The sequence below is a fragment of the Protofrankia sp. Cj3 genome, assembly GCF_917627355.1.
GTDB lineage: Bacteria > Actinomycetota > Actinomycetes > Frankiales > Frankiaceae > Protofrankia.
The window spans coordinates 1-17,392 of sequence record NZ_CAKJTR010000079.1 but is presented as its reverse complement, the minus strand read 5'-3'; the positions used below and the strand labels follow the sequence as shown (position 1 = coordinate 17,392).

General features: G+C 59.9%; 26 protein-coding genes. 17 read left to right on the top strand and 9 right to left on the bottom strand.

Annotated features, from left to right (window positions below; genetic code table 11):
• Positions 1–166: 166 nt before the first annotated feature.
• Complete coding sequence (locus MJ783_RS12745; protein WP_239310636.1) at positions 167–883, bottom strand: 5-formyltetrahydrofolate cyclo-ligase; 717 nt, start codon at positions 881–883, stop codon at positions 167–169.
• Positions 884–897: 14 nt separating this feature from the next.
• Positions 898–2,061 carry a helix-turn-helix transcriptional regulator gene (locus MJ783_RS12740; RefSeq protein ID WP_370651615.1) on the bottom strand — a complete coding sequence of 388 codons (1,164 nt, stop codon included), beginning with the start codon at positions 2,059–2,061 and terminating at the stop codon, positions 898–900.
• Positions 2,062–2,201: 140 nt separating this feature from the next.
• Here MJ783_RS12740 and MJ783_RS12735 point away from each other — a divergent pair, with 140 nt between their 5' ends.
• Positions 2,202–2,609: a recombinase family protein gene (locus MJ783_RS12735; protein WP_239310634.1), complete on the top strand. Its 408-nt coding sequence runs from the start codon at positions 2,202–2,204 to the stop codon at positions 2,607–2,609.
• 5 nt (positions 2,610–2,614) lie between these two features.
• Positions 2,615–2,929, top strand: a complete 315-nt coding sequence (locus MJ783_RS12730) for a recombinase family protein (protein WP_370651614.1) — start codon at positions 2,615–2,617, stop codon at positions 2,927–2,929.
• 661 nt (positions 2,930–3,590) lie between these two features.
• On the opposite strand, the gene MJ783_RS12725 is transcribed toward MJ783_RS12730, so the two are convergent.
• Together MJ783_RS12725 and MJ783_RS12720 are read right to left on the bottom strand one after the other, a co-directional pair.
• A complete protein-coding gene (locus tag MJ783_RS12725) occupies positions 3,591–4,040 on the bottom strand; it encodes a TetR/AcrR family transcriptional regulator (protein ID WP_239310632.1) in 450 nt (149 codons plus the stop codon).
• A 168-nt stretch (positions 4,041–4,208) separates the two neighbouring features.
• Positions 4,209–4,769, bottom strand: a complete 561-nt coding sequence (locus MJ783_RS12720; RefSeq protein WP_239310631.1) for a TetR/AcrR family transcriptional regulator — start codon at positions 4,767–4,769, stop codon at positions 4,209–4,211.
• A gap of 226 nt (positions 4,770–4,995) precedes the next feature.
• On the opposite strand from MJ783_RS12720, the gene MJ783_RS12715 reads away from it, so the two are divergent.
• From MJ783_RS12715 to MJ783_RS12660, 12 genes are all read left to right on the top strand, one after another.
• On the top strand, positions 4,996–5,247 hold the full coding sequence (locus tag MJ783_RS12715; protein ID WP_239310630.1) for a hypothetical protein: 252 nt from the start codon (positions 4,996–4,998) through the stop codon (positions 5,245–5,247).
• Positions 5,247–5,618, top strand: coding sequence for a hypothetical protein (locus MJ783_RS12710; protein ID WP_239310629.1), 372 nt, complete (start codon positions 5,247–5,249; stop codon positions 5,616–5,618). The genes MJ783_RS12715 and MJ783_RS12710 overlap by 1 nt, the downstream gene beginning before the upstream one ends.
• Positions 5,619–5,768: 150 nt before the next feature.
• On the top strand, positions 5,769–5,963 hold the full coding sequence (locus MJ783_RS12705; protein WP_239310628.1) for a hypothetical protein: 195 nt from the start codon (positions 5,769–5,771) through the stop codon (positions 5,961–5,963).
• 65 nt (positions 5,964–6,028) lie between these two features.
• On the top strand, positions 6,029–6,328 hold the full coding sequence (locus MJ783_RS12700) for a histone-like nucleoid-structuring protein Lsr2 (protein WP_239310627.1): 300 nt from the start codon (positions 6,029–6,031) through the stop codon (positions 6,326–6,328).
• 122 nt (positions 6,329–6,450) lie between these two features.
• On the top strand, positions 6,451–8,742 hold the full coding sequence (locus MJ783_RS12695) for a type IV secretory system conjugative DNA transfer family protein (protein ID WP_239310626.1): 2,292 nt from the start codon (positions 6,451–6,453) through the stop codon (positions 8,740–8,742).
• Positions 8,739–9,008, top strand: coding sequence for a hypothetical protein (locus tag MJ783_RS12690; protein WP_239310625.1), 270 nt, complete (start codon positions 8,739–8,741; stop codon positions 9,006–9,008). The genes MJ783_RS12695 and MJ783_RS12690 overlap by 4 nt, the downstream gene beginning before the upstream one ends.
• Positions 9,005–9,604, top strand: a complete 600-nt coding sequence (locus MJ783_RS12685; RefSeq protein WP_239310624.1) for a DUF2637 domain-containing protein — start codon at positions 9,005–9,007, stop codon at positions 9,602–9,604. Before MJ783_RS12690 ends, MJ783_RS12685 begins: the two co-directional genes overlap by 4 nt.
• A 170-nt stretch (positions 9,605–9,774) precedes the next feature.
• The gene (locus MJ783_RS12680; RefSeq protein WP_239310623.1) at positions 9,775–10,461 is read left to right on the top strand and encodes a replication-relaxation family protein; all 687 of its coding nucleotides are present in this window, start codon (positions 9,775–9,777) and stop codon (positions 10,459–10,461) included.
• A 2-nt stretch (positions 10,462–10,463) separates the two neighbouring features.
• Positions 10,464–10,862 (top strand): CAP domain-containing protein, encoded by a 399-nt coding sequence (locus MJ783_RS12675; RefSeq protein WP_239310622.1) that lies wholly within the window; start codon positions 10,464–10,466, stop codon positions 10,860–10,862.
• A 354-nt stretch (positions 10,863–11,216) separates the two neighbouring features.
• Complete coding sequence (locus tag MJ783_RS12670) at positions 11,217–11,501, top strand: hypothetical protein (RefSeq protein WP_239310621.1); 285 nt, start codon at positions 11,217–11,219, stop codon at positions 11,499–11,501.
• A gap of 34 nt (positions 11,502–11,535) precedes the next feature.
• The gene (locus MJ783_RS12665) at positions 11,536–11,742 is read left to right on the top strand and encodes a DUF5678 domain-containing protein (RefSeq protein WP_239310620.1); all 207 of its coding nucleotides are present in this window, start codon (positions 11,536–11,538) and stop codon (positions 11,740–11,742) included.
• On the top strand, positions 11,739–12,131 hold the full coding sequence (locus tag MJ783_RS12660; RefSeq protein ID WP_239310619.1) for a hypothetical protein: 393 nt from the start codon (positions 11,739–11,741) through the stop codon (positions 12,129–12,131). Before MJ783_RS12665 ends, MJ783_RS12660 begins: the two co-directional genes overlap by 4 nt.
• A 2-nt stretch (positions 12,132–12,133) precedes the next feature.
• On the opposite strand, the gene MJ783_RS12655 is transcribed toward MJ783_RS12660, so the two are convergent.
• Positions 12,134–12,616: a hypothetical protein gene (locus tag MJ783_RS12655; protein ID WP_239310618.1), complete on the bottom strand. Its 483-nt coding sequence runs from the start codon at positions 12,614–12,616 to the stop codon at positions 12,134–12,136.
• A 183-nt stretch (positions 12,617–12,799) separates the two neighbouring features.
• Here MJ783_RS12655 and MJ783_RS12650 point away from each other — a divergent pair, with 183 nt between their 5' ends.
• Complete coding sequence (locus MJ783_RS12650) at positions 12,800–13,066, top strand: hypothetical protein (RefSeq protein ID WP_239310617.1); 267 nt, start codon at positions 12,800–12,802, stop codon at positions 13,064–13,066.
• Positions 13,067–13,172: 106 nt separating this feature from the next.
• On the opposite strand, the gene MJ783_RS12645 is transcribed toward MJ783_RS12650, so the two are convergent.
• Positions 13,173–13,712, bottom strand: a complete 540-nt coding sequence (locus MJ783_RS12645) for a hypothetical protein (RefSeq protein WP_239310616.1) — start codon at positions 13,710–13,712, stop codon at positions 13,173–13,175.
• A gap of 454 nt (positions 13,713–14,166) precedes the next feature.
• Positions 14,167–14,331: a hypothetical protein gene (locus MJ783_RS12640; RefSeq protein ID WP_239310615.1), complete on the bottom strand. Its 165-nt coding sequence runs from the start codon at positions 14,329–14,331 to the stop codon at positions 14,167–14,169.
• Positions 14,332–14,789: 458 nt separating this feature from the next.
• On the opposite strand from MJ783_RS12640, the gene MJ783_RS12635 reads away from it, so the two are divergent.
• Together MJ783_RS12635 and MJ783_RS12630 are read left to right on the top strand one after the other, a co-directional pair.
• Positions 14,790–15,566, top strand: a complete 777-nt coding sequence (locus MJ783_RS12635) for a ParA family protein (RefSeq protein ID WP_239310614.1) — start codon at positions 14,790–14,792, stop codon at positions 15,564–15,566.
• Positions 15,559–15,957: a hypothetical protein gene (locus MJ783_RS12630; protein ID WP_239310613.1), complete on the top strand. Its 399-nt coding sequence runs from the start codon at positions 15,559–15,561 to the stop codon at positions 15,955–15,957. The genes MJ783_RS12635 and MJ783_RS12630 overlap by 8 nt, the downstream gene beginning before the upstream one ends.
• 166 nt (positions 15,958–16,123) lie before the next feature.
• Here MJ783_RS12630 and MJ783_RS12625 read toward each other — a convergent pair whose 3' ends face one another.
• Both MJ783_RS12625 and MJ783_RS12620 read right to left on the bottom strand, forming a co-directional pair.
• Entirely contained in the window at positions 16,124–16,531 is a 408-nt protein-coding gene (locus MJ783_RS12625; RefSeq protein ID WP_239310612.1) for a hypothetical protein, read from the bottom strand.
• A gap of 92 nt (positions 16,532–16,623) precedes the next feature.
• Entirely contained in the window at positions 16,624–17,112 is a 489-nt protein-coding gene (locus tag MJ783_RS12620) for a DUF2690 domain-containing protein (RefSeq protein ID WP_239310611.1), read from the bottom strand.
• Positions 17,113–17,392: the final 280 nt, after the last annotated feature.

Here is a 17,392-nt window from a genome sequence, read left to right as displayed (position 1 = left end):
GGCGAGAGAACCGCTATCCACCCTCGGGCGTACGCCAGTCTACCCCTGTTCAGTGGCCCCCAGGAGCGCCACGCAGGGCCTCACCAGGGCCGTGAAAAGTGATCTTGACGTACGGCCTCTGACATGGCCTTACGTGCGGGTTTGCGGCGCGTGCCGGACGGACGGCCTAGCTCCCAGCCTGCCGCGCTGAAAGCACCGGAATAGCCGCGATCTGATCGGCGGTTAGGTCGCTCCAGATGATGCCCCGAGGCCGACGTGGGTTGTCGCAGCGGATCACCTCGTCGGGCGTGACGATTAGATCAACGCTGAAGTCGTGCGGCGTCTCGGGGATCTCATCGTCGACCACCTGGAGCCCATGAACGGGTGCTACTATGACCGTCTGAGAGGTCACCAGACCGGCCTCAATGAGTAGGGCAACTTCCAGGTCACTGTAACCCGCTCCCTTGCCAATACGGGCTCCTGAGCGGTTCACAGCCACACTTCCGCACACGACGATGTCGATTAGTGGCATCTCATCTACGCCGACACGCTGTGCGTACTGCTTCGCTCCGCTCTTCTCAGCCGCGACCAGAGCGCTGATCTGGAGTCCCTTCGGGTCGAGCAGATAGAACGGTTGCTCGCTGGCGATCTTCGGCACCGCCATGTAGACGAGCTTGCCGTCATCAAGCGCACGCGCACGCACGGGTAGCTGGGCGAAGTCAGGGTTGGCCTTGACGACTCGGGCAGCTTGCCACTCTGGCATCTCGGCCAGCCGCTCAGCGGTCAGCTCCGCACCGTGGAAGCCGGGAATCTTCCCATACGAGTCGCGAGGGGCTGCCTTCTCCCGATCAAGCAGGCGCCACACCTTCTCGCGTACGGCCTGCTTGTCCTGGTCGATACCCACGAACACCTCACGTGCTAGATGGCAGCCATCAAGGCTAGAAGGCGGTCGTTGATGTCCTGCACCCAGCCCTCGCTTCGCCACTCACGTAGCTCCCGACCAGCAGCGAAGGCCAGGTTCAACCCACCACCGCCCCGTGTCAGCTCTACCGCGTCGATGGTTCGGTGCATCGTCGCTTCCGCCTCGTCCAGCTTACGTTGACGGATCAGGCTCAACGTGAGGTTGCCGAGCGCGATGGTCTGGCTCTTCTTCTTGGAACTCAGCGCCAGGACAGTCGACTGAAGGATCGGCTCGGCCCGGTCCGGTAGATCGAGGAACAGGTAGCACGAGCCGGCAAGCCGGTTGAACTCGTTCACCGAGTAGTACTCAGCCGCGACGTCATCCTCGTCGACCCGATCAAACTGAGCTTCGGCCTTCTTGAGCGCGGCCTCGCAGTCGTCAAGCGCGCCAGTCATGGCGTACCCCTCGGCCACATGTAGTAGGCTTAGACCAGTGAGCGAGGGGCTACATAGCTTGGCGACAGCTGCGGCTTCGTCGGCCAGCTCCAGACCTTTAACCGGGTCCTTCTCACCGTACAGGGCGACGTACGCCTTCCGCAGAATCGCGTAGGACTCGACGGATGGGTCACGCACCTGCTTGGCAGCGTGAACGGCTTCACCGAAGTAGCCGACGGGGCCTTGGTGGTCGCGCCTCTGGCTGACGTCCCACACCAGCTGACCCATGAACGTCGCTGACTCGGCCTGCACCTCGAAGAGCGCCTTCTTAACGCGACCGGTGGCATGTTCGAGCAGATAGCCAACTTGGCCGTGGACGTGGCCGGCTGGTCCGAGCAGCGCGGTCGAAGGCGACTTGTCGTAAGACTCATCCAGTTGGCGGATGCGCTCATGCAGATAAGCCACGGCCACCAGGTCGACGCTGCTGGGATGTTGGAGCACGTAGCTCATACGCTCGCTCTGCTCTGCTCGAACGATCACGATGTCGTCCAGGAGCTCTTGCAGCTCCTCGTTACTGACCTTGAGCGCGCGAGCCAGCTTCGGCCTGGTCCAGGGTTGAGGCTCGGTTTCAGCCGCCTCCCAGCGCACGACAGTCGTACGCTCGACGTCGAGCACTTCGGCTAGCTTCTCTTGGCTGTAGCCGACTGCCTTCCGACGCTGGGCGAGTCGCACACGCTTGCTCGCCATGCTGGCGTCCTCTCCGCTCAGGTAGCGGACACAAAGGATAGTCGCCTGCTCGCCATCCGCACAGGTCGACCCCTGCGATGCCACACCTATGCGTCATCGCTGTGACAGTTCCGCTGTGGGTTTACGCAGGTCAGAGCCGTTTGCTGGTCTTAGTCGGTGTGGCGGTGCTTGCCAAGGGGCCGCCGCCGCACCGCCCTTCAGCGTCGCCAGGTTTGAAAGGGCTGACTATGCGGCCAACGATCTACGGCTACATGCGGGTTGCTACCGCTGACGATCAAGAAGAGGCAGAGCGCATCCGGCGTGAGCTGGCTGAGTACGCCGAGCGCGAGGGCTTCACCCTCGACCAGGTTTTCACTGAACACATCCAGTGTTCTGAGTCAGCTTTCTACACCTTGCTCGACACGCTTAAACGCTCCGATGTGCGCAACGTGATCGTCCCGAGCTTGTGGCACTTCGCCCGGCTGCCTGGTCTCCAGGAGGCGATGAAGACCCACATCGAGCAAGAGACCGGCGCAACCATCTGGGTCGTTCAAGGTCAGAAGCGGTGAGCGGGATGAAGCCGCTGATCTATGGATACATGCGCGTGCAGCCCGAGACGCCCGATGACGACCTGGCGCAGGTGGAACTGGCGCTTAAGCAGGTTGCCGAGCGCGAGGGTTACTGCTTCGCGACGATCTTCCAAGAGTTTCAGAACGGCTGCCATGCGGCCTTCTACGAGCTGATGAACGAGCTTCAGCGTGCCGAGGCCCACCACGTGATCGTGCCGAGCCTGGAGCATTTATCTGGCAACGACATCTTGTGCAACCACTTGCTTATGGCGCTCGAACTAAAGGCCAATGCTCAAGTGCTCACACTCGGCGGCGACTAATAGACTCCCATGACCTCAACGCGGCGATTGCACTCCCGCCCACAGATGAAGGCAGCTAACAGTCTGGAGCTCGTGGCAACCCCGACCGCCGCGAGTTGTGCCCGTTCCCTGGTCTACTTGACGCTTCGGTCCTGGAAGCTCGGCTACCTTACGGAGGCTGCTAGCATCCTCATGGACGAGCTGGTAACCTCAGTCGTACCCAACATCGACGAAGCTGTACTCCGCTGTATCCACGTCAGGGTTCTGCTCCTAGACGATGGCCGGTTGATCGTTGAAGTGGTCGACCAAGATGGCAAGTCAACCTGGCGGGATATTCCCACGACCACGCCTGCCGGTCTGCCACGCCGTGTGCGTCCTTCTCAGCCTGCGAGCGAGCCGATCTAGGTCATGAATGATCCGCAGGTGCTTCGTCGGGTTCTGGATGGGCTAAACAAGCTGTAAGCGCGGGCAGGAGCTGACTGAGCACGATGCTCGTCGTTTGCTCTGCCGTCTCGCCTGGCAGAGTGCCGAGTATGAGAAGCTGGTTAGCCTGCTCGCGCAGATGCGGAAGTAGAAACTCTGAAAATGAAGTACCCCGCTCATCTGCGGCGCACTTCAAGTGCCACGCGCGGAGCGGGGTCGTTGGTGTGTGTACAAGGCGGTCAGGCTCGCAGCCCGTTGGTCAGTTTTCTTTGGTTGCCTGGTTGAGGATCGGCTGAATCAGGCGATCGTACACGGCACAGAGTAACTCCTCCTTCGTTCTGAAGTGGAGGTACACCGTTGGCCTGGCCACTTCAGGGGGATTAGCCAAGTCTTTGAGGAGAAATGGTCGTCGTTGGACCACAAGCCTCGTCGCGATGAGAATCAGGTTATCACGGGTGCGCGTCCGCCTAGTCCTTCCTGACCTCTGGCGGGGACCCAAGCCATCAGCGTTTGTGCCGTGGCCTTGTTCTGTCCAGAGCCGCTCATCAGTAACGTCGAGTGCGGCGCTGTATTCCCGCACCATTGCCTCAATCGGCCAGACGGGATGTTGCGCACAGAGTTGAATCAGGGCGTTCAAGCGCCTGTTCTTCTCTTCTAGGTAGCGGTTGAGCTTTTGCAGACGCTCAGCCGCTTGTTTGTCGGAATCCATCGCACCCCTTAGAGGTCGAGAGTGAATCCCGCTTACGCGCGTGCAGAGTACGCCTTGAGCACACATGGGGCCAATTGGCCACCAATAGGTAATTTATAACATACTTATGAAATAAATGCAATCAGATAGTTGGCTTGTGTGAGTGAGTGGTCCCGACGGACGAATGGTTCATCTGATCGGCTCGGCAGTGCCTGATTCTTGCGCCTCAAGCACTGGGAAAAGCTGGCTAAGCGTAAATGCCGCCGTCTCCTCAGGATCTTCCGACAGTTTGGCCAGCCTTCTCAACAGCAGTGCGTTGATGTGGTAAGCGGCTACGTCTTCGGCTGAGACGTCAGACCGGAAAACGCCACGCTCTTGCCCATCCTTGATGATCTCGACAAAGGGGCTGTCCAAGTGGGGCATCAGGGACGAGTCATCAGGCTGCCTAGCGAACTCTTGCCTTTCAATCGCCCTCTGGAGAGTGCCAAAAACAAGCGGATCGCCAATCAAGAAGTTGGCGACGAGACCGACGTACCGAGTCACTGACTCGTGTGGATCGCGCTCTGCACTCTTGGCTGCTTCAGCCTTCAGAAACTCGGCCCTCTGAACACTGACGCGGTAGGCGAGACCAATCTTCGACTTGAAGTGGTTGTACGCCGTCGCGACACTCACTCCTGCTTCTTGCGCGACAGCTTCCATGGTCATGTCTTCCCATCGGTGCTCGCGCAGCAACTCCAGCGCTGCGTTCACGAGCGCCGTCTCTGTTCGCAGTCGCTTGGTCTTTGCTGCGCGTCGCCTGGAGCCAAGGTCCACCACGACCAGTCAGCCTACACCCACTCCAAGTTGGCATCACTCCAACCTGGACTCACTCTAGCTTGACATCAACTTGGAGCGGTTCTACCTTGGTATGCACCGAACCGACCTGGCACTCCAGCCGGGTTGAACGGCCGTTTTAACCAGACAAGGAGGTGACCGGATGTACGAAGTGTTCAAGCGCACCGCGGCAGTAGCCGAAGCCCTCCGCAACAACGAGGTGGCCCTCACCTACGCCGATGGGCTGGCCGACTACACGCACCAGCTCATGCAGTACACGGCTCAGCTCGACGTGAAGCGGATGATGCTCGGCCGGCTTACGAGCGAGCTGGGTAACGAGCTGCTGGCTCAAGAGCTTGTCGCGTTCGCCATGACCGGCATCAACATTGGTCAGAAGATCGGCAGGCGGTCCTGATGGATGAGCTGATCGACGGCGCGGTTGGGGTCCTAGCGGCCATCGTGTTTGTGTTGGTCGCTCCAGTACTCGCTATCTACTTCGCCGTGAAGGCCGTGGTCTGGGCCTGGTCCAACTACTGGCCGTACGCCGTAGGTGGCATCGGCTTCGTGGTCCTGGTGGCCAGCTTGGTCGTCGCCTTCAAGATGTACGGCGATCTCTGGGTAATCCGGGCTCACAAGCGCCGCGCACTGCGCCAGTTGGACATCGCGTTCCAGGAAGCCGCGGAGCGCATGGAAGACATCGCGGCTCAGCACCCCAACTACATCGAGGGTGAGGTGACTCATGGACAACTTCCGGCCGCCGGGGAAGTTCAGCAGTGGCCTGGCTAAGGCATACGCCGCAGCGCTGTTTCTGTTCTTCCTGGCCTTGGGCGCGCGACTGGTGTGGTGGCTGATCCAGCCGTTCCTCTGGATGATCCTCACGGTTGTGGTACTGGGTGCGATCTACATGTTCATCTTTCGAGGATTGAGGAGGTGAATATGGCAAACCAAGAACTCAGTCCAGGCGCGGAACGGATATTCACCATCCTGGCGATGCTTCTCCAGTCGGCCTTGCCGATGGCGAAGTACATCGCTCAGCACGCACAGCCGAAGAACCGGGCCAAGTTCAGAAGCATGGTTGGACAGCGAGAGCTGAACGAGCTGATCGAGGCGCTGCAACTGCTTCGACGATAGATACACAAGTTTTGTGTAAGCCGAACTGGCGCACACAAAATCCTGAAGAAACCGAGGAGGAAGTCATGGCGATCAAGAACTACCGCGTCGACGACCTCGACGGCACGGAGGGAGCCGAGCCGCACAAGCTCGTGCTCGACAGCCGCACCGTGGCTATCGACTTGTCCGAGGAGAATTACGGCAAGCTCGTCGGCTTTCTGGAGCCGTTCTTCAAGGCGGGCACGGTGCGCACCGCGGCCGGCTCCGGCGAATCGGAGACGACCAAGGCGCGTGCTTGGCTGCGCGAGAACGGCCACGAGGTCAACGACAAGGGCCGTATCCCTGACGACAAGATGGCGCTCTACCGGGCGTCGCTCGAAAGCTGAGGCATCAAGGCGGTGGCAGGGGTCGGCTTTGGTTAGTTCGACCCTGTCGCCGTGGTCATTCTGAGAAAGTGCGGCGCATACTACAACATAATTCTCGGCGCAAGTGTGCGAAAATTTTAATCGTGACTCTTGCGCCTGCACTCACTATCAACGCTCTTGCGCCAATCGCTACTCTCTACGACTTAGCTATTGGACTGTTTAACATGCGCGAACAACAGCGGGCATGGGGCGAACGCCTCAACACATACGAGCTGGCTTTCCCGTCCAACCTTGGTGCACCCGAGGTTTTGCGCTGGATCGAATCAATTACCGGGGCGATACATAACAACGGAGTTCGCAAGGCCGAGGTAGCGACTATCGCACTTGAGTTGGTCGCCACGGCACGCGGGTTTGCTCATCGGCTACGAATGCCGGTAGAACGCGCCGCTTACATCATCGGGCAGTTGCGCACACACGTGCCAGGCATCCACGCCGACATCACCCATGAACTACTAGACGATGCCTGGACGCTGACGCGCGAGCTTGGCATGAAGAACGCCAACATGCCGCTAAATATCAGCAACCCAGAGGCGGTAACCGCCAGCATCCTTTCAAGCCTCCAGGCGCTCAGCGAAGACGAGACCATCGTCATTCAAACGCTCATCGTGCCAATGCCACGCAGAAACCCGCCCGCTACAGAGAAGCCCGTGCAGTCCACGATGTTCAGCCTGCGCGGAGTATTCACTGGCAACACCTTGGCGGGTGGCACCGAAATTGAAGCGCGCCGGAAGAAGCTCACAGAACCAAACGTCCGTGCCGTACTGCGGATCGCTGTCAAGGCGGGTCACAAGAAACGCGCCGAGCACCTTATGAAGCAGGTTCAAATGGCGCTCGCCACCACGCACACCGGAACTACTCGATTCCAGCGACGCCCGTTCACCGGGGATCTTGGAGCCGACATCGTAACAGCCCATGCGCCGTTGCACTTCCCTGTCCAGCTCTCGGCTACCGAGCTGGTGAGCTTGTCGGCCTGGCCGTTGGGGCAGCCACACGTGGCGGGCCTGCCTGCTGGTCGTACGCGGCACCTTCCAGCGACCGAGGCGGTACCGAGGGATGGGCGCACACTCGGCCGGAGCACCATGCCGGGTAACGAACGGCCCATTGCCCTCTCGGCGCGCGAGTCGCTGAAGCACCTTCAGATTGTCGGCGGTACCGGATCAGGCAAGACGGAACTTGCCGGGAATCTCATTGCCCAAAACATCACGAACGGAGACGGCGTTTTCCTGCTCGACCCACAAGGCAAGCTGTTTGATCTGGCGCTCGATACCGTCACGCCAGAGCGCGTGAACGACGTGATCGCCATCGACATGCGCGACTCCCGTTTTCCTGTGGGCTTCAACATCCTGCAAGGAAACCCACAGATCGTCGCCGCCAATCTCCAAAAGCTCTTCGCCTCCTTCGATCGCCAAGGCGGCCGAGGCATCCGCGTACCTCAGACTCTGTACCACGCCGTGTTGACCCTCATGCTCAGCAAGAACGCGACGCATCCGATGACGTTTGCCGACCTAACGCCGCTCTGCATCCCTCGGGCCAACCAGGTTGAGTTCAGCGACAACCTGATACGCGGCGTGAGCCACATCGAGGAGCTGGCCGAGTTCTGGCAAGAGGTCGAAAACATGAGCCGCGATCAGCGCGCCATGTTCTTCGGCCCGCTGCTTTCCCGTGCCTGGCAGCTCAACAACCGCCGAGAGGTGCGAAACATCTTCGGCCAGAGCACATCCACCTTCAACCTACGGGAGGCCATTCAAAAGAAGAAGATCGTGCTCGTGAACCTGGCCGGTCAAGGCGATGAAGTCGAGGGCTTGATCGGCTCCATCTTCCTCAACGCCCTGTGGTCAGAAGTCAAGGCCGGAGCTGCCGATCCGAATAACCCGACGTTCCTCTACGTCGATGAGTTCCACCGCTTCATGAACCTGCCCGTCAGCCCCGGCGATATGTTCGCCCAAGCCCGCGGGCTCGGTTTGGCGGCAACCATCATGTACCAGCACACCGGTCAGCTAGACCGAGACCTTCAAGCCGCAGTCGCCAACAACGTCAGAAGCCAACTCGTGTTTCAAGCTCTCGGCGAAGAGGCACGTTTCTTCACCCGCCACTTCGGCTCTCGGGTAAGTGAAAGCGACTTTGAGCACCTGCGCCAGTTCGAGGCGATCACCCGCTTGGCTACTTCGGACGGCGTAAGCGGCCCGATGACGCTGACCACTTTGCCGCTGAGGGCACGCCACGGCCGTGCACTCAAAGCCGTCCAACGCTCCCGCGAACAGTTCGGCCGTCCAGTCACGGAAGTAGAAGCCGAGATCGCAGCGCGCCGCAACGTGGGTGGCAGCGCTTCAACGAACGGGCCTCGCCCACCGGTTGGTAAGAGGAAGTGGACGTGATGTCGCGTGCGATGCATGACCTTGTGAACCGCGTGGCCTACCTGAAACGTGGCGTGGACTCGCTGCTTCGGCAGCTCGACGACGTTGACCGTCTCGGTGGTGAATCGCTGAGCCCCCTGGCTGACTCGCAGGTAGAAGACGCCAACCAACGATGGGCCGAGTTCGCGGCTGACCACATAGAGCTTGCCACCCAGTACGCCGAGGGCTGGTACAAGGCTGTGAACCAGATCCTCTCCGATCAATGGCGGGCCGAGGGTTCGTCATGAACACCGCCAGACGCGACCTTTCAACGTACGTCGGGATGCTGGCGGTTGCCGTGGCGGCGGCGGTGCTGTCGTTCTCCACGTTGTCGGGTCTGGCAGAGTTGGCAGGCGTGTCGGGCGAAGTCTTGGGCTTCAAACTCGCGTGGCTGCTGCCTATAGCGATCGACGCCTACGCCGTGACGGCTACGCGGGTGTGGTTGCGGAACACCGCGACGGGGCATGTCAGGCAGTACGCCCGATCCAACGCTGTGGGCGCCATTGGCTTGTCGGTGACCGGGAACGGCGCGTACCACTTCTTCGCCTCGGCGGGCGTGACCTCGCTGACCAGCGTCAGCAGCGGGTGGTTGGTGGTCGTGACTGTCTCGGCCGTCCCGCCGGTCATCTTGGGACTCGTCCCCGTCCAGCGGGACGAGAGCAAGGGTGCGGCCGAGAAGAAGATGCGCGACCACTGGGCGGCCGAAGGTGCCCAAGGTCGCACCCCATCAGGGGCCAAGCTCGATCGCGTGGCAGGCACCCGCGACTACGGCCGCAAGGTACGGCGAACGCTGCTTGCCGAGGAAGCCGCCGCGCTCGACGACAGCCAGCAGGACATCAAGTAACAAGATCAAGGAGAACGAACCATGACCGGAGGACACCACCCATCAAGCGTGTGCGTCGCTGTGTGTGTCGCCCCACAGGGAAAACGGCCATGACCAGGGCAAACGGCAGCAGTGGCGAGCGGCATACTCCCTCGTCTTTGACTCGCTCGCTCCCCGCGCGGGATGTCCGGGTGATCTTGGACGTGGCTCGCTTCCGACAACTCAGTGCGGAACAGATCGCAGAGATGCACTTCTGGAACCTCCAGTCAGCAACCCCGCTCGATCGCACCTTGAAGCGGTTGACCACCAGCCGACACCTCGCCCGCCTGGAACGGCCGCGCGGCGGAGTGGGCGGCGGCTCGGCCCAGTTCGTCTACCAGCTCGGCCGCGCGGGGTGGAAGCTGACGAACAAGCAGGGCGACTACTGGGCACCACGAGCGGCCAACCTTCACGCCCTAGCGGTTGCGGACTGCTTTGTTCGGCTCAACCAAACCGCCCGCACGGGAGCGTTTGAAGTCCTCGACTTCCAGCCCGAGCCGGCCGCTCACGTGAAGGTCGGCACCATCCAGCTCACCCCCGACGCGGTGATGCGGCTCGGCTTCGGCCAACGCGGCAGCGGCGATGAACTGGCGTACTGGCTTGAGGTCGATCGAGGCACAGAACACGCCGACACGATCCAGGACAAGTGCGTGCGCTACTGGCGGGCCTACCAGCAGTGGAACCCCGCCGAGGTCTACCCGCTCGTGCTGTTCGTCGTACCCGACGCGCAGCGCGCGCAGATGATCGAGCAAGTCATCAAAGGCGGCCCGGAGGAAGCCCGCCAACTATTCAAAGTCTGCACGTTCGATGAGTTCACGACTTCGCTGATGGAGGTCTAGCCATGCCGCTGCCACTCGTTGACTACCACCTGTCCCAGCTAAAGAACGTGCTCTACTGGCTCAACAGGGCACGCGAGGAAAACGGCCTGTGGAGGTTGGAACGTCACCCCATCCTTGATGAGGTCGCTCAACGGCACGCCTTCGATATGCACCATCGCAACTTCTATGGACACGACAACCCCGAGGGCTTGAAACCGTGGGACAGAACGGCCGCCGCTGGCTTCGGCTGGTCAGTCGGTGAAAACATTGCGCATGGACAGTCCAGTGGTCAGAAAGTTCATGAATCTTGGATGTCGAGCGATGGTCATCGTAGCAACATTCTCAGCCCGAGGTGGAATGTCGTGGGCCTCGGTTTGAGTTGGGACTGTCATTGGGTTCAGGTCTTTGGAAGTACGCCATAAAGCCGTGGATAACAGAGGTGAAATACTTGATCTTTAGGGGTGAAAGGAGGATAATTATAGGTAAGAGAAGGCAACAAAAAGCCTCCTCGCTCAGCGACTAAACCAAACAGAAGGAGGCTCTATGCCAAGTATAACAAACACTGAGCAGCAAGTCTGCACGCGAGACGACTTGCGGGTCGTCGTTATAGCCAATGCTGAGGTAGACAACCTCGGTCAGCCAATCCAAGACGAGCACATGCTTCGCACGGCTGGTATTGAGGACACGGAGATGCCGTACTTCTGCGTAGGGCCGTGCGATCAAGATTTTGTTACATGGGAAGAAGCCCAAGCGCATCTCGCCGCTCAGGAGGCCGCATGAACCGGCGCACCAGTCTTCGCCTCCGTCTTCTCGGTGTCGGCCGTGACTACGACGACCGGCAGCGCGGTCAGGTTGTCCGCTACACAGTGACGCCCGCGCAGCGGAAGAAGACGCGCCGGAAGGCTCGAAGCCAGACCGTTATGGACGGTCAGCTCATCGTGTTGTTGGCGTTCCTCTTGCTGGTGATGCTGGGCACGGTGATGACTGCGCCGAGCTCGCGAGTCGTCCAGCATGAAGTACCGCCGATAAGCACCGCACAGTCCTTGCCTCCTCGTAACTGATATGTGATAAAATGTCTATAAAGGAAAACTGAATATGGCTAAAGATTGGAAGAAGCTCTACGGGCGCTACAAAGGTCTCTGGGTCGCCCTGAAACAGGACGAGGAGACCGTCATTGCGTCAGGCACGTCACTCAAGGAAGCGGCCGACAAAGCAAAGATGCTCGGGCACAGCAGGCCGATTCTCATGCATGTACCAAAGCGGCTCACTTACTTCGTAGGTGGCGCGGAGACGAGACTTTGACCTTCCGCTACGCGCGGTACTCAGATGACATCCTGCGGCCCGTCATCCCGATCGCCTTGCACCACGGCGCGAACATCCTTGACTACGAAGTCCTCATCGACTCGGGTGCAGACCTCAATATCTTCGGGTACCAGGTTGGCGAGTACTTGGGCATCGACCCTACGCATGGCCGCATGGCTACCATGATGGGCGCAACTGGCGAACCGCAAGACTTCTACATCCACCCGATCACCATCGAGGTTGCTGGCCTCACCTTCGAGGCACAAGCCGGGTTCGCCAAAGCGCTCGATGACAAGCCTTACGGCATCGTTGGACAGCAGGGGTTCTTTGATCTGTTTCAGATCACGTTCAACCTCGCTCGCGAAGAGATCGAGCTGAAGCAGCCATAGCTCTACGGCTGCTTGTCGAAGACCTCGGCAACAAGCAGGTGCGACGTGCGGATGATGTTCGCCGCTATCACCGGAGTCACCACCGCCTGGCGGGTGGCGTGAATCTGGCTGTTCCTAAGCTGTCGTCCGGTGTGGAGGATGTCATGGGTAGCTGCATCTGCCAGACCTTCGTCACGGGCACGCTCGATCAGCTTGAAGAAGTCGACCTTCTTGTCGGCGTCGAACCGAACCCGCAAGGCCGCTTCGACCGCCTGCAAGCTTCGGGTCGCCGCGTCCATGAAGTTCTCGTAGGTGTAGTAGCCGTCGATGAACATCTGGCGGGAGCGTGCCAGGAGGCCAGCCACGTCATACGGGGTGTTCGTAGACATCGGCCATTTCGCGGTGCGGGCCTGGAGCACCTCGACGGTCATGGGCAACGGTTGATCGTGCTCATCAACGTCACCGGCGAAGTTGAGCGAGCGGGGGTCGGGCTGGCGGCTGGTCATTGGGTTCCTACTCGGCTGAAGGGGTTCGTACAGCGTAGGTCGCGCCGGCACCGACCGGAGGAGGAACCGTCCACGTGTGCCGTGCGATCGTCGGCGGACTCGTGACGGTCGTTGTCGCGTGGCGGGTGTTCACGGCGACCAAAGACCACGAACGTAAGCAGGCCGTCGAGCTCGACGCGCGACGTGATGCTGAACCTGCGCAAGCGTCTTCACTTGGTGCTCCTTAATATCGGCCGGGACTACGACGACCGGACGCGCGGTCATGTCCAGCGCTACATCATCACCTCCGAGCGCCACAAGACCGCGAGTCTGACCGTTATGGAAGGACAGAGTATCGTGTTACTGGCCTTCCTCTTGCTGGTGGTGTTGGGAACGGTGATGACCGCACCGAACATGCGTACGCTCGCGCAGGAAGTAGTGCCGACTATCGGTGCGCCGCGATCGCGGTGAAGTCGTCACCACCATCAGCACGGCAGCGGGGCCTGTGAACCTGGCAGTCTCTCGCGCAGCCGGCGGTGATGCTTGATCGGGCCGACCTCACGCTGTGCGGTGGTCGCTACGCGGTAGCCCCTGTTGGCTGCTTGTCGTGGCCCTTCCAGACAAGCCACGCGAAGTACTTGAACGGGTCACGTCCAGTCTCGGCCGCCGTGATGGCGAGCCGCACAGCGTGCCCGCTCACGCGCCAGCAGGCTTTGTAAACGACGTTTACCGCGTCAGACGGTACGGGAAGGCGTTTGATGACTTCGGCGGCCGTACGCGCGATCTCACGGGCTTTGGCGAGGAACTTGAGTGTCTGCTCCCATCGGCGTTTAGCCGTGACCATCGAAAACCAATGACTTGGCTTGTCCTTTTTAGCGGCCAGCTCGGCCAGCTCTAAGAGGTCTTGTAAGTGACCTCGACGGATCAACGATTTGAACTTGTTGCGATACATCTTGTTGTCGATCAGATCGTCAATGACTGCCGGTAGTTCTATAGAAGAACTAGAGGGTTTTACTGTTTCTTCTATAGAACTAGCAGGCTGTTTGTTGTCGACTTGGTTTCGTTGCCTGGCGAGCGCGTCATAGCGCTGCCTGAGTGTGTGGTTAATCTGCTCCACGGCGATATTCTCCTGTGACCCGCTCGCTGCTCGAAGGCACGTCGAAGACGGCTCGGTTCAACGAGCTAGGGTGCTTGTTTGTTGTTAGTAATGATTCGCCGCGCGGCGGTAGTGTGGTGGACTTGCTAAGACTCTTCTCTGGCAAAAAGAAAAGCCCCTCTCGGGGCTCTGCGTTCCTGCTTGTCGTTAAGACAATAGTAAACCAAGCGCTCATCCTCGTCAACGTTTTTGTGTTGAATTGAGCACCGCCAGATACCCCGACTGGTAACTAACGTGCCGAGCGATAACGACAAAGCGAGGAACGTTAGTTGTTTATGAATATAAAGCAACGGTTCCGATGTGACAAGGTTATGCTTTCGCGTCACCTCTGTTCGGCTGTATCAAATAGTGTTCGGGCTGGCGGGTTTTCAGGTAATCAGGGTTTCTGGCTTACCTGCTTTCAGGAAACCTGCCGCTACACTGGTAGCAGCTCAACAGCTTGCGGCGTGCGCTGCTCCTCGGCGGCCTTCAGTAGTTCGACGGCTGCACGTACGACCTCATAGTCTTTGGTGTCGTGATCGAGAGCGTGACGCTTAACCCACTTGATCAACGCCGGTGGGAGCTGAGTGCTGTACTTCACCACTTCTACGTCTGGCGCGATAGTTTGATTCGTATTCATTTTGAAGATCCCCCATTTACGTATTGATGTGCCAGAGGTGTTGCGAGCCTCGACTTGAGAGGTCGCCGCGCGAGTGTGCTTCCCGGCGCGTTGAGGAGACGTGCAGCAAGACTCACCCACGCCCGGTCATGCGTTAGCGGCCAGGCTTGCGGGTCAATGGCGAGGCGCTGAGCAACAAACGCCTTGGCGATCCGCCCTAGTAGCTCATCCCTGCTGACTGTTGTTTCTTGATTCGCCATCATGCGGCCTCATGTTTACATGATCAATTATATGCGTGCGTGTTCTAGAATTCAAGAGCAAACTCTAGAGCTCTAGAATTCTAGAGCGTTGGAGTTTGTGCATTCGCGTTAGAGTGTGTATATTCAAAGGAGATATGTTAGACCATCAATTGAAATACATCGGCGTGGATCGCATGAGGCGTGGCTAAGAAGATAGTCATCGCAATCCACAAGGGCGGGGTAGGGAAGACCACGACCGCCAAGAACCTAGCGGCGGCTCTCGCAGTGATGGGGCATCGCACTCTGCTCGTTGATCTGGACGAACAGGCCAACGCCACCAAGGGACTCGGCCTGAGTCCGTCAGTACTTCCCGCGACGCTCAACGATCTGTTTGCTGATCCTGACCGTGACCCCGCAACGGTGGTGTTAGAGACAGACGTTCCAGGGCTTCACCTGCTTCCGGCGCACGCGGACTTATCGAAGACAGAGAAGGGCATGACCCTTCAGCGAACCGACCCGAGCCAGCCCGACCCGTCACACGCACTACGCGCGGTACTCGCGCCGCTTGAGGCGGAGTACGACGCCATCATCTTCGACACACCACCGTCGTTGAACTTCATGACCATCAACGCCCTGGCAGCGGCGGATGAGTTGCTGATCCCCGCTGCGGCGTCCGCGTACACCGAAGACGGCATCACAAGGACATGGGAAGCGTTCGAGCGTGCCCGCAACAGCTACAACCCGAACCTCCGTCGCGCTCGCATTCTCGTGACGAGGGTCAAGCGAACCAACGCTTCGGGAGCGGTGTTCGAGGGCGTCAAACAGCAGTACCTCGACGCCATGATCGACCAGATCATCCCCGAGTCCACCGTCGTCGACGAAGCCGAGCAACTACACCAACCGGTTGTGCTCTATGAACCCGGGAGCCCAGCCGCCCAAGCCTATAACCGGGTCGCGGAGATCATCATCCATGAGTAAGGACTTCAAGAAGCTGCGTGCAGAGGCGCTGGCGGCTGAACCACGCGCACGCATCCCGCAGGTTGATGTCGAGGCATCCAAGCCCACGCTGACCGAACCCGTAGCTCCGACACAACCAACCGCCGCCCGCGCGCCCGTGGAAGCCGTCCAGCACGACACAACCGCGGCCGAGCCGAAGATGGCGTCCTCATCCGAACGGCCCGTCTACATCACTCCCGTGGACACCAGCGAACAGCCCACCAACCGTGGGTTTGCTATGTACCCGTCGCGACACACCCAGGTCGTGCGAGACCTGACGTTCATCGAGGGGCGTCGGCCTTGGCTTATCATCGAGGACGCGCTTGAGGAGTACGTCGTCAAGCACTACGGCAAGGAGTACCGACGCAGATAGCTCGGGCAAGGCGGGACGAAGTGAAGGGAAAGAAGATCCTCATTATCATCGGATCGGCGCTGGTCTTGACGCTACTGGCTGCAGCAGCCGCCGCCATTCGAGGGGACACCTTTCAGCACAAACGAGCGCACTCAGTCGAGATCAGGTAATGCGATGAGGCTTCCGATCACTTCGCCGGAGCTGGTTTCTGGCGGTTCACCGCTAGATCGGCTACGAGGAAAGCGACGAGGATGAACATGAACTGGCTCGCGAGCCAAGCCCACCAGCCAAGCAGCGAGACGGCCACGCCTGTCAGCGCGTAGGAAAGAACGTAGGCCATCACCGTGGCGGTGAGCGTGAGAGTGGTCGCATTACGCACGTGCTGCCAGCGCAGTAGGAACCAAGCCGGGATTCCCGCGCATACCATCGTTGCCAAAAGAACGAGGCTTGCCACGACGAAGCCGCCTCGGGTTCCTAAGCCGTCTTGGAAGGCGGGAAGCATGTCATGCGGTAATAGCTTGCCGAGTACATAGTAAGTTGCTGTCGTGAGTGCGGCTGCGCCGAGCAGTTTCAAAGCGTGTTGCTTGTAGTTCATATCAACCCTTGTTTAAGTTCTGTGTTGTGCGTGCGAGGGGGCCGGGGTCATCCGGCCCCCTCGCACTGTGGTTGGTCTTCACCTGGTCAGGGTCAGTAGCACGGCCCCCAGCTCCAGCCCTGCGAGTCGTAGTCGCCGTTGCTGCCGGTGATCACGACCTCGACGCCGGTGCACGCCGTCCAGCGGCCGTCCACCATCTGCGACCAGCTCGAACCGTAGACGCCGGGCGCGTGGTAGGCCGTGCCGTAGCTCGGCCCGCCGGGGTTCCACGCGGTCACCCGCGCGTAGATGCCCTTGCCCTGCGCGGCGAAGAAGCTCGCGTCCCTGGTGTACGGCGTGTACCGGCCCCAGTTGGCCACGCACGACGGCGAGTACCGCAGGTCCAACTGACCATCGGTCACCGCCTTGGATGCCACAGTGATGGCGTCACCGTCGCACCGCCCGGACGGGTCGAGCCCGTTGCAGCTTGCGCCGTTGCACCCACCGGTCGCGGCGGACGCAGCCTGCGGCGTGACGACCAGTGCCGTGGTAGTCATCGCCAACGCGACGGCACCCGCACCGATTACTCTCCTGATTTTCACCGCTGATCCCTTCGACAATGCCGAGGTGAAACATCGCCCGACTTCCTTTATCGGGCAACAATTAGAATTAATAACAATTTGATCAATTAGTCAACAATGAAATGAGACAGTTAGTCGCGTGACCTCTGGAAGGGAGGCGCAACCCCTGCCCGGGATCAGCGGAAGCAGGGGTTGCGCGCTCGTCGCGGCCGGAGTGTATCTACCCGCAGGCCACCAATCCATGAATAACACACAATCAACGATGCAGAAAGCGACTTTGCGTCTGGGTCGGGCTATCTAG

Bases quoted from the DNA above. Each gene is read 5' to 3' on its own strand.
- MJ783_RS12740 (WP_370651615.1), bottom strand. From the start codon at position 2,061: ATGGCGAGCAAGCGTGTGCGACTCGCCCAGCGTCGGAAGGCAGTCGGC.
- MJ783_RS12730 (WP_370651614.1), top strand. From the start codon at position 2,615: ATGAAGCCGCTGATCTATGGATACATGCGCGTGCAGCCCGAGACGCCC.
- MJ783_RS12725 (WP_239310632.1), bottom strand. From the start codon at position 4,040: ATGGATTCCGACAAACAAGCGGCTGAGCGTCTGCAAAAGCTCAACCGC.
- MJ783_RS12715 (WP_239310630.1), top strand. From the start codon at position 4,996: ATGTACGAAGTGTTCAAGCGCACCGCGGCAGTAGCCGAAGCCCTCCGC.
- MJ783_RS12710 (WP_239310629.1), top strand. From the start codon at position 5,247: ATGGATGAGCTGATCGACGGCGCGGTTGGGGTCCTAGCGGCCATCGTG.
- MJ783_RS12705 (WP_239310628.1), top strand. From the start codon at position 5,769: ATGGCAAACCAAGAACTCAGTCCAGGCGCGGAACGGATATTCACCATC.
- MJ783_RS12700 (WP_239310627.1), top strand. From the start codon at position 6,029: ATGGCGATCAAGAACTACCGCGTCGACGACCTCGACGGCACGGAGGGA.
- MJ783_RS12685 (WP_239310624.1), top strand. From the start codon at position 9,005: ATGAACACCGCCAGACGCGACCTTTCAACGTACGTCGGGATGCTGGCG.
- MJ783_RS12675 (WP_239310622.1), top strand. From the start codon at position 10,464: ATGCCGCTGCCACTCGTTGACTACCACCTGTCCCAGCTAAAGAACGTG.
- MJ783_RS12670 (WP_239310621.1), top strand. From the start codon at position 11,217: ATGAACCGGCGCACCAGTCTTCGCCTCCGTCTTCTCGGTGTCGGCCGT.
- MJ783_RS12665 (WP_239310620.1), top strand. From the start codon at position 11,536: ATGGCTAAAGATTGGAAGAAGCTCTACGGGCGCTACAAAGGTCTCTGG.
- MJ783_RS12655 (WP_239310618.1), bottom strand. From the start codon at position 12,616: ATGACCAGCCGCCAGCCCGACCCCCGCTCGCTCAACTTCGCCGGTGAC.
- MJ783_RS12630 (WP_239310613.1), top strand. From the start codon at position 15,559: ATGAGTAAGGACTTCAAGAAGCTGCGTGCAGAGGCGCTGGCGGCTGAA.
- MJ783_RS12625 (WP_239310612.1), bottom strand. From the start codon at position 16,531: ATGAACTACAAGCAACACGCTTTGAAACTGCTCGGCGCAGCCGCACTC.